At 61.0% G+C, this 12,882-nt stretch carries 8 protein-coding genes; 3 read left to right on the top strand and 5 right to left on the bottom strand.

Annotation, left to right across the window (positions count from 1 at the left end):
- The first annotated feature begins 433 nt into the window (after positions 1–433).
- Both VHD36_22205 and rpiB read left to right on the top strand, forming a co-directional pair.
- Complete coding sequence (locus VHD36_22205; GenBank protein ID HVU90062.1) at positions 434–1,555, top strand: L-threonylcarbamoyladenylate synthase; 1,122 nt, start codon at positions 434–436, stop codon at positions 1,553–1,555.
- Positions 1,556–1,598: 43 nt separating this feature from the next.
- Positions 1,599–2,054 (top strand): ribose 5-phosphate isomerase B, encoded by a 456-nt coding sequence (rpiB, locus tag VHD36_22200; GenBank protein HVU90061.1) that lies wholly within the window; start codon positions 1,599–1,601, stop codon positions 2,052–2,054.
- Between the two features lie 176 nt (positions 2,055–2,230).
- Here the strand turns inward: rpiB and VHD36_22195 are convergent, their stop codons facing one another.
- From VHD36_22195 to VHD36_22180, 4 genes are all read right to left on the bottom strand, one after another.
- Positions 2,231–3,550, bottom strand: a complete 1,320-nt coding sequence (locus tag VHD36_22195) for an ABC transporter permease (GenBank protein ID HVU90060.1) — start codon at positions 3,548–3,550, stop codon at positions 2,231–2,233.
- Complete coding sequence (locus VHD36_22190) at positions 3,547–4,233, bottom strand: ABC transporter ATP-binding protein (protein ID HVU90059.1); 687 nt, start codon at positions 4,231–4,233, stop codon at positions 3,547–3,549. Before VHD36_22190 ends, VHD36_22195 begins: the two co-directional genes overlap by 4 nt.
- Positions 4,230–6,053, bottom strand: coding sequence for an HlyD family efflux transporter periplasmic adaptor subunit (locus VHD36_22185; protein ID HVU90058.1), 1,824 nt, complete (start codon positions 6,051–6,053; stop codon positions 4,230–4,232). The genes VHD36_22190 and VHD36_22185 overlap by 4 nt, the downstream gene beginning before the upstream one ends.
- A 224-nt stretch (positions 6,054–6,277) precedes the next feature.
- Entirely contained in the window at positions 6,278–9,136 is a 2,859-nt protein-coding gene (locus tag VHD36_22180) for a TolC family protein (protein HVU90057.1), read from the bottom strand.
- 380 nt (positions 9,137–9,516) lie between these two features.
- Between VHD36_22180 and VHD36_22175 the strand changes: the two genes are divergently transcribed.
- Positions 9,517–10,521: a hypothetical protein gene (locus VHD36_22175; protein ID HVU90056.1), complete on the top strand. Its 1,005-nt coding sequence runs from the start codon at positions 9,517–9,519 to the stop codon at positions 10,519–10,521.
- A gap of 24 nt (positions 10,522–10,545) precedes the next feature.
- On the opposite strand, the gene VHD36_22170 is transcribed toward VHD36_22175, so the two are convergent.
- Positions 10,546–12,672 (bottom strand): tetratricopeptide repeat protein, encoded by a 2,127-nt coding sequence (locus tag VHD36_22170; GenBank protein HVU90055.1) that lies wholly within the window; start codon positions 12,670–12,672, stop codon positions 10,546–10,548.
- Positions 12,673–12,882 lie beyond the last annotated feature (210 nt).

Genomic DNA, 12,882 nt, shown 5'->3' with positions numbered 1-12,882 from the left:
GACGAACGAAGTAACAAGACACATGGCGAGCCTCCTTGGCGATGCGATTGGCGTGAGAACCTATCTGCATCGTGAACGGGGCTCGTCCTATTTCTCAAGAAGCTGTCAACGCTAGCAAAAACTGCGAAAGCCGAACTAAGCTCGGGCCCGAATAACCCTCTCAAAACTCAGCTTAACGACTGTCGCACGAAACACACGCCTCCGCTGGGCCGAGTCGGCCACGCCGGCCCGGGCGGCTTTAGTAGGGCTAGATTTGGTCGCGTTTTTAAAGGCCAGGACGATCATTTTTCGACCCTTGTCACTCGTCCTAAACGCCCGTATAGTAATCTGTTGCGCTGCCGCGGTGGCGATGTCGTATGTTTGCCGAGGTGCCTTTGTCGCCCTCCGCGGCGAATCCAGGATTGCTTCCCTTTCTCAGCCTCAAGTCAAGTTTATGCCGCCGGTCGTACTCGATTTGCGCAGTGCGGAAGATTCGCGCGACGTCGTCCATCGTGCGGTGCAAGCATTGGCCGAAGGAAAGATCGTCGCATTCCCCACTGAGACGGTCTACGGGCTGGCGGCGTCAGCCTTGTGCGAATCGGCTGTCCATAAATTGATCACGGCCAAGCATCGCGATCCGAAGCGCCCCTTGGCGCTCGCGGTGCGCAGCGCCGAGGACGCTCTGGATTTCGTGCCGAACATCAGCCCATTGGGTCAGCGCCTGGCACGCCGCTGCTGGCCGGGCCCCGTGACTCTGGTGGTCGAGGATCACCATCCCGAAAGCTTGATCCAACAGTTGCCCCCCGTGGTGCAACAAGCCGTGTCGCCCGAGGGGACGATTGGCTTTCGCGTCCCGGCGCATCATGCGATCCTCGATACGTTGCGATTGCTGGCCGGTCCGATCGTTTTGACCAGCGCCAATCGTAAAGGGGAGCCCGACGCGGTGACGGCTCAGGAAGTGGTTGATGCCATCGGCGATGAAGTGAACGTGGTACTGGACGACGGCCGCTCCCGGTATGGACAGCCTTCGAGCGTGGTGCGGATCTACGACGATCGTTTCGAGGTTCTTCGGCAGGGGGTTGTTTCGGCGCAAACGCTCAAGCGTCTGGGAAGCGCGATCGTCGTCTTCGTGTGTACGGGGAATACCTGCCGGAGCCCGATGGCGGAAGCCCTTTTTCGTCAGGCGATGGCCGATCGGCTGAAATGCCGGGCGAGCGAGGTCGAGGATCATGGCGTCGTGGCGGCGTCGGCGGGCCTGGCGGCCATGGTCGGCGGCCGCGCGGCCAACGAGGCGGTCTCCGTGCTCAAGCGCATGGGCATCGATTTGTCGGGGCACGAAAGCCAGCCGCTGACGGAAACCCTGGTGCGGCACGCGGATTTGCTCCTGGTAATGACCCGTTCGCACCGGCAGGCGATCGTCGCCGAATGGCCCGATGCGGCCGATCGCGTCCGGCTCTTGTGCCGCAACGGCGCGGACATCCCCGACCCGATTGGCGGACCGCCCGAGATGTACGAACGTTGCGCCGCGCAGATCAAGGCCGAAGTCGTGAGTTGGGCCGAAGAAATCAAGTTGTAAACAAAAGATCGATCGTGCCGCCTTCGGGGCGGGAGCCAAGAAAATGAAAATTGCTGTTGGCAGCGACCACCGCGGATTCCATGTCAAAGAAAACATCGTGCAGCTGCTCAAGCGGCTGGGGCACGAAGTGGTCGATTGCGGCACGCGCGACGCCACAAGCGTCGACTATCCCGATATCGCCTGCGTCGTCGCCAAGCAAGTCAGCGCCCACGAAGTCGAACGTGGCATCCTGATCTGCGGCACAGGCATTGGCATGTGCATCGCGGCCAACAAGTTTCCCGGCGTACGGGCCGCCCCGTGCCACGATGATCTGTCGGCTGAGATGAGCCGGCGGCACAACGACCTGAATCTGCTCTGCCTGTCGGCCGACATGCTCGGCGAGAAACTGATCGACCGCATGGTCGAAATCTGGCTGCGGACCGAGTTCGAAGGGGGGCGCCACGCGCGGCGCGTCGAAAAAATCTCCCAGCTCGAATCCGAGCATTCGGCGCCGAACTAATTCGGAGAGTGGGGCAACATCGCGCAGCAGAAGTGTTGCCAGCGAGCGCACCGAGGTCACCGAGGGAACTCCCATCGGGTAACGAGCGTTGTTCCGCGACCTGGCATTCCGCCGGCGTGTAACCGCATTCTCTCTGTGGTCTCGGCGATCTCTGTGGCAAATCTTCTCGCCACAGCCTACTCGTGACGCAAGGCTTCGATCGGATCCATCGCCGCGGCGCGCGTGGCTGGGTACAGACCGAAGATGACACCCACCGCCACCGAGATGCCGAACGCCACGGGAATCGACCACGGAACGATCTGCGGCGCGATCGTATGCACGACCTCGGGCAGGTTTTCCATCACTTGGGGAAAGAAATACTCCATGCCAGAGCGGGCGGCCTCGGTGACGGCGCCGCAGGTCAATCCCCCAGCCACTCCGGTAAGCCCACCGACGATCGACAGCACGATCGTTTCCACCAGGAACTGCCGAGTGATGTCGGCTCGCTTGGCGCCGAGCGCCCGGCGAATGCCGATTTCGCGGGTGCGCTCGGTCACCGTGGCCAGCATGATGTTCATGATCCCAATGCCGCCTACGATGAGCGAAATGGCCGCGATCAAGCCCATGAACACGATGAACATCAAGCGCGTCGTCTTGGCCTGCTCCAGCAGATCCAGCGGCACCGTGATCGCGTAATCGGCAATGCGGTGTTTCGCGGAGATGATGTTCCGCACCACGTCGGCCGTGGCCAGCACGTTATCGACTTTGTCGACCCGCAGCGTCACTTGCGAGAGCTCGAGGATTTCGCCTTCGAACGATCCGCTGCGCCGCGTGACCACGATGTCACCGATGCGGGTCCACAGCGTGCTGATCGGGATGTACACGTCATCGGTAAAGTCCTGGGCCGCCAGCGACCCGCCGATGCCGGCGGTCGATTCGCGCGGCTTCATGACGCCCACGACGACGTAATAGTCTTCCTCGATGCGGATGCTCTCGCCGATGGGATTCTCATAAGGGAAGAGGCGCTCGGCGACCTCGGCCGACAGCGCGCACGTCTTTTCCTTTTGCTCCATCTCGGCGTCGGTGATGAAGTGTCCGCGATCGACTTCCAGGTGCGTGACCTGGGCGTACTCAGGCGTGCAGCCGACGAGCCGCCCGTCGACCAGCCGGTCGTTATGGCGAAACTGCCGGCGCAGCTCGCGGATTTTCAACCCGCGATCGATGGTCTTGATGGTCATGAGGCGCTCGAAATCTTCGCGCTTCAGGCCATAGGGAATCGGCCCGCGGCTGTCGGGGAGCGATTCATTGGGGGGCTTTACCGAACGAACGATGATATTGTCGGCGCCCAGGCTCTCGATCTGCTCTTGGGCTTTTTTGCTGATCCCTTCGCCGATGGCCAAGAGCCAGATCACGCTGGCCACGCCGATGAAGATGCCCAGCACGGTCAAGAGGGAGCGCAACGGGTGCAAAAGCAGACTTTTGACGCCCAGCGACCAGGTACGAAGTCCGAAGGTCATCGCCGCACATCCGATTGCAAGAGGCCGTCTTTCAGTCGAATGATGCGCTTGGCCCGCTCGGCGACGTCCTCTTCGTGCGTGACCATGATGATGGTCTTGCCCTCTTCCTGATTCAGCCGCGCGAGCAAATCGAGAATCTCGTGCGAGGTGACGGAATCGAGATTGCCCGTTGGCTCGTCGGCGAGCATGAAGTAGGGATCATTAACCAGGCTGCGGGCGATTGCCGCGCGCTGCTGCTGACCGCCGGAGAGCTGCGTGGGACGATGCCCTAATCGTTCACCCAGGCCGACCATTTTGGCCAGTTCCTTGCAGCGGGCGCGCGTTTTGGAATTCAACTGGCCGCCGTAATAGAGGGGAACTTCGATATTCTCCACCACGGTGAGTTGGGCGATGAGGTTGTACGATTGAAAGACGAAGCCGATGCGCTGGGCGCGCACCTCGGAGAGGCGATTGTCCGACATCTTGGCGACGTCATCACCGCCGAGAAAGTACTTGCCGCCCGAGGGCCGGTCGAGGCAGCCCAACAGGTTCAACAGCGTGCTCTTTCCGGAACCGGAGGGGCCCATGATGGCGACGTAATCGCCTTCGGGCACTTCGATGGTCACACCGCGTAGAGCGTGGACCGTTTCACCGCCGAGCACGTATTCCTTTTTCAGATCCTCGACTCGAAAGGCGAGGTTCATGGCGCCGCTCCACCTCCGCCGCCCGTGCCCGGTGGACGGCCCCCGCCACCACCGGCGCCGCGCATGGCCTGCATGATCTTCATCGCCTCGGCCTTATCGGTGAAGCCGTCGCCATTGGTGTCGGCACTTTTTAGAGCGGTGCGGAATTGCTCGGGCAGATCGCCCATCTCGGATTCTTCGAGCTTACCGTCGCTGTTCTTATCGAGCCGCTCCATCATGCCGGCCACCATCGTGGCTGGATCACGCCCGCCGCCTCCCTTGCCGCGTGCGCCGCCCGGTCCGCCTTCGGCCGAGGCCACGCGCCGCGACTTCTCGCCGTCGTCGCGCGGTGGAGGCATCTTGGCAAGCATTTGCTTGTCGTCCTCTTCGCTGGCGGCCGGCAGTTCGACGTCCTTCAGGTATTTGCGCGGATTGCTGACCACGATGTCGTCGTTCTTCAGCCCATCCTTGATGACAACCACCTTATCGTTCGTGGCCCCAATCTTCACGGGCTTGGCGACCAGGTTCTGGCCCTCTGGCACGATGCACCAGTGCTTGCCCCCGCGCTCGAAGACGGCCTGCGAGGGCAATTGCAAAGCATTTTCCAATTGCTCGGTACGGATGGCCACTTCGGCGGTCATACCTGGCCGCATCGCTGCTGGCGGGTTGTCGATCTGGATGAAGGTCGCATATTCCTTGACGTTGCTACCGAACCAGCCCGTCGGCATCGGATAATCGCTTACCTTGCGGACGGTGCCCGCCAGCTCGACGTTCGGCAGAGCGTCCAGACGGATGATGACGGGCAGACCTTCCCGTACGTAATCGATGCGCGACTCGTTGATGCGTGCCTTGACCTGCATTTTCTCCGGGTCCGGCAAACGGATGATTACCTGCCGCTCGCGAATGACCGTCCCTTCCTGAATAACGACGTCCTGGCCGTTGCGACCGCCGCTCTCGTTCGCATAAACCACCTGGCCAGCGGCCGGTGCCTTGATGATGCACTTGTCGATTTGCGATTGGATGAATTCCAGCTTGGCGCGATCGATGGCGTTCGTCTTCTCGTCGGCTTTCAGTTTGGCGTCCGCGATCTTGATGTTTGCGTCGAGCTGCTCGACCATTTTCTTCTTGGTGTACGTGCGAATGACCATCAATTTGGTGTTCGCCAGTGCCAAATCCGCTTCGGCCTTTTTAACCGCGAACTTGTCGGCTTCGAGCTGCACCTGCGTGACATAGCCGCGCGAAGCCAGCCGCTCGCTGTGCCGGGCGTATTCCTGGGCGCGGCGGAGATTCTCCTCGGCCACGAACGCGGCACTTTGCAGCGTCTCTTCGTCCTGCTTGAACGTCCCCTGTTCGTATTCTTCCTTGGCGATTTTGGCCGTTTCCAGGTTGGCCAGGGATTGAATCACCAGTGAGTCGCTGGCGTTCACCACGTTTTGCTGCTGCGTCAATTCGTCGCGTAACGACGAGTCGTCGAGCTTGACGAGAAGATCCCCTTCGGCCACGACGGTGCCTTCGGGAACGATCTCGATAATGGCCATGCCGCCGCCGGCCCCGGAGCTGCGCGATTGCACCGCGCTGCGGACTTCGACGTTACTGGAGCTTTCGATTTCGCCGCGTTCCACCACGTCGTGCGTGAAAACCCCGCTTTTGACGTGGTCGACCAGATAAGTGGTCTCCTGCTTTTCACCCGACAGCATGGGGCGCAGGTACCAATACGCGCCGCCGCCGATTCCGCCCAGGAACAGCAGCATGACCAACAGGCCGATGAGCGAAAACCCGCTCCTCACGGTCGACCGGCGAGCGGCGACCAGGACTAACGAGGGGCGATGCGTACGCGACATGCGGTCACCTATTGCGACAAGTGGGCTCACGGACCAGGGGGTAGGCAGTAGCGAGGCCGCGAGGGGAGGCATAAACCCACGTTGATTGTAGCCGAGGTGGCACGGCCTGTCACCATAATCATTCAACCCGGCAGGCGCGCCGAGAGGTCGCGGTTTTTCGCCCCTGGAACCACAAAGGGGGTGGTCGCCGGCGGTGCTGGCATCTAGCCCCCCGAAGCGGTAAATCAAAACGGCGTTTGCGGAACCTGAGGCCGCTCGGCCGGTTGTTTCTGCCTCAGGGCGGCGCGCCCCGTGGGCGAGACCAGCTTGACCGGTCGGGTGGCGGCCAACGCCTGGCGAGCCTTTTCGGCCAGCGAATCGACGACTTCTTCCGACCCGGGCTCCGGCATGCTTTGCACGTTGTCGGTGGGGTGGGGGTTGGGCGGCGGAATCTCCTCTTCCTTTTGCTCTTCCTCGGTCGTGCCTTCACGTAGCTTCTGCTGTTGCTTTTCGGCGTCTTCGGTGGCCTGCCAGCGGAACGGCAACGCCTCGGGCTCGCATTCCTGCGCATACTCCTCGAGCAGCTTGGAGCCGTCGACATTCCCCCGGTCGATCCATACGCCGCGCTCGTCGAGTTGCATGATGCCCAGGTCGAAGTCCAAGGAGATCCGCTGCACCTCGTAGTTCACCCAAATGCTCATGAAGTCGTTTTGTGCCTGGAGCAGATCGTTCAGGGCCTGGAGCAAGTCACGAGCAAACGTGTTGCTGAAAGTCGTGGTCTCGCCGGGCGCTGGCGGCTGCATCAGTCGCAACCGCGCGATATCGACTTTTTCGATGGCGATCGCCACGGCGCCGCGGTTTTGTTCGAAGTTGATCTGGTTCAGATTGATTTGGCGGATTTCCTGGCGCAACGTCTGGTGAATTGTGTCGACATACGCCATCCAGCGGCGGCGAGCTTGCTGGTAGCCGATCAGCGCTTGCCGATAGTCATTCCGCTCGTTCAATCGCGTCAGCGGCGTGTCGAATTGCAGTGAAACATTCAAATCCCCGGCCGACCCGCGAAAGTTCACGGGATTGAATGCATTTCCATTCGGCGTTTGAATATCGCCGTTGAATACGACGTTCAGTCCGGCCCGCAGTTGGTTAGCGTTGAACTCGATTAATCGCCAGGCATCGATCACGCTGGCACGCGTGTTAGCCCAATCGGGACGATTGGCGCTGGCGATGACAACGGCCTGCGACGGCAGGAGATTGATCGGAACCAATTCGATGGCGTCAAGGCGGGCGCGGGCTTGGATCAGCGTCAGTTCGAGCACCTGGGCCGAGAGCGAAGTGATGGCATCCAGGAAGTGGCGCCGCCCGGCTTCGGACTCGACGCTGGGCAATTCGCCACGCAACACGTCGAAGTCTTTCCAGCTGGCATCCAGGCGATTCTGTAGATCCTGATAGTCGTCCTTCAATGTTTCTACACGCTCGTCAAGCAGTTTCACGCTGTAGGCCTCGGGTTCGACGTCCCCTCGATCGTATTCGGGTCGCAGTTGCAACCGTTCGAGCGTCGCCCGTCGCGATGGCAAACGCTCGTCAAGCTTGGCGAAATCGTTGGTGACGACGTTCAAGTGGCCGGTGATCTCGGCCTGTACCCGCTCGACGTCTTGGAGGTAGTCGGTCAAATCTTCGATCGTGAGCGGCGCCGCTGGATTGCGCACCTTCTCGACGACGTTTACCACATGGTTTTGAATCTTCGTTAGCTTGGGGTCGATCAATTGGAAGCGGTCGAGGAACGGATCCTTGACGGCAAAATTCACGTCGGGCGGCAAGCCCATCGTGACTTTGAAGTTGTCGAGCAAGTTCTCCATCACGACTTTCGCGTTAAGCACCTGGCTTTCGTTGAGATATAAGGACTGGCGCGTCAAATCGACCTGAAAACGATCGATGCGCCCGGCCTCGTAAGCCGCCTGCAATTGGGCCAGGCTGTCGCGCAGGCCGGCAACGTTCGCCTCTTGATTGCGAATCTGCATGATGTCTTGCAGGATACCGATGAAACCGTTCGCCTGCGCGGCACCGGCGCCGCTGGTACTGCCACCGAGGGCCGGGTTGGCCGTAGCGGCGACGGCCGTACCGACCTGTCCGAAGCCGTTGGTGCCGACGCCGGTAAACCCGCCCAAACCGGCCGTGCCGAACACACCACCGACGCGTTGCGGGCCCAGGCCCGTGCTGCGCCCCGTGGCGATGAAGGCGTAGTAAGCCCGGCGGTACTGCTCCATCTGGCGAATGCTGTACAAGAGCGTGCGTTCGACGAGCGTCAAGCGTTCCATGACGAAAGCCCGGCCCGCATTGCGCAGAATGGGCTGCATCAAGCTGAAGCTGGCGATCGTGTTGTTGGTCTGACTATGCCCGATCAGGTTCCAGGTCAACGTGTTGGCGATTTCGACCAGCAACTGCCCGCCGCCCCCGAAGAGCTTTTGCGCCTGCAAGTCGTTGGTAAGGGTCCAAGTCGCCTGCGGTCCGCCGGCCGCCAACGGACCTAGGCTGTTGTAAGTGGCGCTGGGATCGTTGAACCATTGGGTGGTGAAACGAAACCGCTCGGCCGTCACGTCCATGGCCGCCAAATAAAGCGTTTCGAGCTGCGACTGATAGTCGCGCGAGTTCAACCGCGATATCTCCATCGCCGTCGCCATGTCGAGCGGAATGGCGCCGTCTTCGTCAGGCGGCGGCAGATACTGCTGCCAGCAATTCATGTCCACCACCGGCACCGTGCCATTGCGGTACCACTTGCGGTAGCCCGGCATGTAGTTCACGGCATGCATTAACTTGTGCGCGGCCGGATCATCGGGCGGCATGGGGGGCCGATCCGGGTTCGTCGGATCGAACAAGCGCGATCGCTTGTCGGTGTAGACGTTGAAGTACTCCAGGGGCGTTTTGTACAAACTCGATAACTGATGGACCGTGTACGAGACTTCATTGTCGGCTTGCGTGCGATAGAAGTTCCGCGTACAGCCAGGCGCCGATAGCACGGCCAGCGCAATCGATATCCAGACACCCGCGCGGCGAGGCGGCGCCAACGCGCGCGGACGAGAGTCGCCGAGGTCTTTGTGCAAAGCCATCACTCTGTCAGATCCTTACACGCCCTGGTCGGTCGTCGCCCCGACGCGACGCGTTATTCGGAGATCGCGCAAGCGCGGAACCTCCATTTCGCCGTACCACAATTCGGCGTTAATCTGCGTAAGACTTGAGCGAATGTAGCGGTCCGGATGACTTTGCCGGACCGACCGGGGGTCCTACGAGACCCCGGGCGTAGAAGGGGTTTGCGTCGAGAAGCTTGCCTAGTCTCCGCTAATTGACACGCGCCGTGGGCGTGCCTAATATCGAAGGAGGCCGGCGCTGCGTAAGTTGTTACCCGGCCTATAGCTAACGCTAGCCGGTGTGTCTTTCGACGTCCTGGGTCTCGACGACTTCCCGTGATCACCGCGAGGTGCGAAGCACCATGAGTATCTGGAGCAAGGTGCTGATCGCGCTGATCCTGGTGGCGACGCTGCCCTTTTTCTACTTCTCCCTGCGCCTCTTGAAGACCAATCAGGCCTGGCGCTCGGAAGTGAACAAATGGGAGCAGGACTTAGGCCGCCAGGTCGACGGTCCGCCGGACCTGGCCACGCTCACCGAAGAGGTGCGCGTAGCAAACGTCAAGTTGCATGACATCGTGGTCGATCGCGGCCGCGTTTGGACCAGCGTCAATCCCGAGCGGGCCTTCAATTCCAACACTGGCAAAGGCAACGTGGTGATCGAGGCGCCCGTGCCGCACCGCATGACGGCGAAGATGGTCGTCTTTGCCTTCGATCCGACTGGTTATCTCGGCGAGTTTCAGGTCACCGAAGCCGGCGAGAAGAGCGTCACGCTCGAACCGAACATGAGGATGTCGGACCGGCAGTTGAAGCGAGTTTCCACCAGCCCCGGCAACTGGACGCTCTACGAAGTCATGCCGATCGACCGGCACGACATCTTCACGGGGCTCGACCAAGAAGCGCTCGGCAAGCTGCTGCCGGCCGAACGAGTGAAGGACTACGTGCGCGACAATCAGCCGGCGGAAGCGAACGATCCGCCGTCGCGCGTTATCGATGGGAAGTTTGAACGGCAATTGACGGATTACGGCATGCTGTTTCACGAAATGGATCGGCAGATTTCCACGGCGGCCGACCTGAAAGCTGCCGCCCAGAAGGATGCCGCGTCGCTGGATACCGCGGTGGCTGATGCCAAGCAACAGGTCGCGTTTCACACCAAGGAAATCGCGGACCTCAAGAAAGAGCTGGCCACGTCTCGTAATGAGCGCGACATGATGACAGCGCAATGCAAGGCGCTACGCGCCGAAATCGCGCAGACCCGCGTGGACATGAAGAAGGAATTTCAGAAGAATCGCGCGCTGGCCCAGCGCTGGAACGATCTTCAGACACATCTGGCCGAGCTTCACGAGACCTCGGCCGTGGCCACGCCATAGACACTCGGCCGGCGCTGGTCGGCATCAGTCTCCGACGGCTCGTTGAGTCGGTCGGGGTGGCGCGCGGTCCTGCTGCTGCACTTTCGCGATGTTCTTCAACGCGTCCTGGTGCGTTGGCATGATCTCCAGCGCGGTCTTGAACTGGGCAATCGCGGCCGCTGAATTGCCTTTGTGAACGTAGACGACGCCGAGCAGGTTGTGCGCATTGGCGCTGCGGGGATTGAGCTGGATTGCCTTCAGGAGTTGATTTTCGGCGTCTGCCATGTTGCCAACGCGGGACAGCGCCGCGGCAAAATCCTGGCGGTAATTCGCCTCGTTTGGTGATAGTTCAACGGCCTTTCGGAAATGAACAACCGCCTGCTCGGGCTTGCCCAAAGAAAACAGCGCTCGGCCCAGCTCGTAATGGGCAATGGGCAAGTCGGAACGGATTTGTATTGATTCAAGCAGTTTTTCGACGCCTTGCGCCGTGTCACCTTGTCGCGCAAGTGCCATGCCGTAGAGGTACAGCGTAACGGGATCCGAGGAATCGATCGCCAACGCCCGTCGCAAGGGCTCAATCGCCTCGCCCGGTCGCCGCTGCGCGATCCGCACCATGCCCAGCAGGACGTCTATTTTGCACCTGTCGCCATCGTTTGGATGGCAGGCGGCTGCGCGTGAAAGCGGATCGTCAGCTTCGTCAAGGCGGTTTAAACAGTAGAGTGAATTGGCCACGCCAAGATGCCCAAGCACGTCATCGGGGCGAACCTCGCTCGCCTTGCGATAGTAGGCAAGCGCCTGCTCGTGCTTATGCTCGGTTCCTAAGTCATTTCCCAAATTGATAAGTGTAGTGGCGAGGTTGTTGCGCGCGACCGGATTGTTCGGTTGTCGTGCGAAGGTATCCTGCCACAGCGCCAGTTCGTTTTGGTACACCAGGAGCCGGCGCACGCTCAGCGATCCAAAAAGCACCACGACCAGCACCAAGGCGCCGCCGACCGTTGGCACAAGCGGCCAGTCGCGCTCGTGACCTTCAGCGGTACTTGACGCTCCTTGGGCGCGCGCCGCCAGCGCGTAGCCTCCACAAACCAACATCGCGATCAACGCCGCCAAGGGCAGGTACATGCGACGCTCGGCCGCCACTTCGGTAATGATCGGCACCACCAGAGTGGGTGAAAGGACAAGGAACACCACCGCGGCCAAAAATCCCACGGCGCTGCGGCGCCACAGCAACCAGAGCGTGCCTAGGCCCAACAACCCCACCGGCACGAGCCATGGCCACGCGGCGACGAACGTGTCGAGACGGGGAATCTCGTAGTGAATCACCAGCGGCCAGGGTACCACCGCCAGTTTCAGGTACATCGCCAGCACCTTCGCTTGCGTGAACCACCAAACGTAGGCTGGCGTCCCCAAGTGAAAGCCTGCCGACACCGAGCGCGGGCCGCTCGCGTTAAGCGCCCACAGTACAGACCAACTGCCAGCCAGGGCGACGTACAGCGGCCACGAGCGACGCCAGGCTTGCGCGAACGAGCCGGCCAAGAACGTCCACTCGAAAAGCAGCACGACGATCGGCGCCGAGACCATGACCTCCTTGCTCGTCATGCCCGCCGCGCAGGCGACCGTGGCCAACGACGCCCAAACGATCCGTTCGAACGCGACGTTGGCCGTAAAATAGCGGAGGCTCGCATAGAGGGTCGCCAGATAGAAGAACGCCATCAACAGCTCGGTCCGCTGCGAAACGTATTGCACCGCCTCGGTTTGCAAGGGATGCACCAACCACAATAGCGCCACGGCCAAGGCGAGCGCATCGGCAACATCGGCAAACCGGTCAGCCAGGCAGGGCAATCGTAAGGTGCGACGAACAATGCCCCACAGCAAGAGAGCGGACAGCAGGTGTATCGCCGCATTGAAGACATGAAATCCGAAGGGATTCAGTCCGCCAAAATAGACATTCAACGCCAGCGACAGGTTGACCAACGGGCGACCGGCCGTATTGAAATCCTTCGGCGGGCGCAGCGGGCCTTCGCCCGGCGCATTACCCCACAAGGGGCTCAAATGCGTGATCGACGGATTGTTCTTGATGCACGGAATATCGTCGAAGACAAACGGCGCGTGCAGGGTCCACGAATAAAGCGCGACCACGGCGCCAACCAGCACTGCGGGCGCAGCGAGAGACACCGCAGCACCAGCGCGTCGCAACGATGCACCTTGCTTGGACGCGCGGATATTCTCAGCAGCAATGGAGTTTTTCGATTTGACCGGGCGCTTGGGTTTGGCCATCACACTCGTGTTTCGTGGTATCGGTCGCGGCGATGCCCGAGGGGACTGACTTGCATGGTCGCGATCGACTTGGTCACGGTCGTCACGAAATCGGAGCCCTGCTGCCCG

This window comes from Pirellulales bacterium (assembly GCA_035546535.1).
Classification (GTDB): Bacteria; Planctomycetota; Planctomycetia; order Pirellulales; family JACPPG01; genus JACPPG01.
Note: the sequence above shows the minus strand (reverse complement) of the source record. Positions and strands in the feature narration are given on the sequence as shown.

Bases quoted from the DNA above. Each gene is read 5' to 3' on its own strand.
- VHD36_22205 (HVU90062.1), top strand. From the start codon at position 434: ATGCCGCCGGTCGTACTCGATTTGCGCAGTGCGGAAGATTCGCGCGAC.
- rpiB (HVU90061.1), top strand. From the start codon at position 1,599: ATGAAAATTGCTGTTGGCAGCGACCACCGCGGATTCCATGTCAAAGAA.
- VHD36_22195 (HVU90060.1), bottom strand. From the start codon at position 3,550: ATGACCTTCGGACTTCGTACCTGGTCGCTGGGCGTCAAAAGTCTGCTT.
- VHD36_22190 (HVU90059.1), bottom strand. From the start codon at position 4,233: ATGAACCTCGCCTTTCGAGTCGAGGATCTGAAAAAGGAATACGTGCTC.
- VHD36_22185 (HVU90058.1), bottom strand. From the start codon at position 6,053: ATGTCGCGTACGCATCGCCCCTCGTTAGTCCTGGTCGCCGCTCGCCGG.
- VHD36_22180 (HVU90057.1), bottom strand. From the start codon at position 9,136: ATGGCTTTGCACAAAGACCTCGGCGACTCTCGTCCGCGCGCGTTGGCG.
- VHD36_22175 (HVU90056.1), top strand. From the start codon at position 9,517: ATGAGTATCTGGAGCAAGGTGCTGATCGCGCTGATCCTGGTGGCGACG.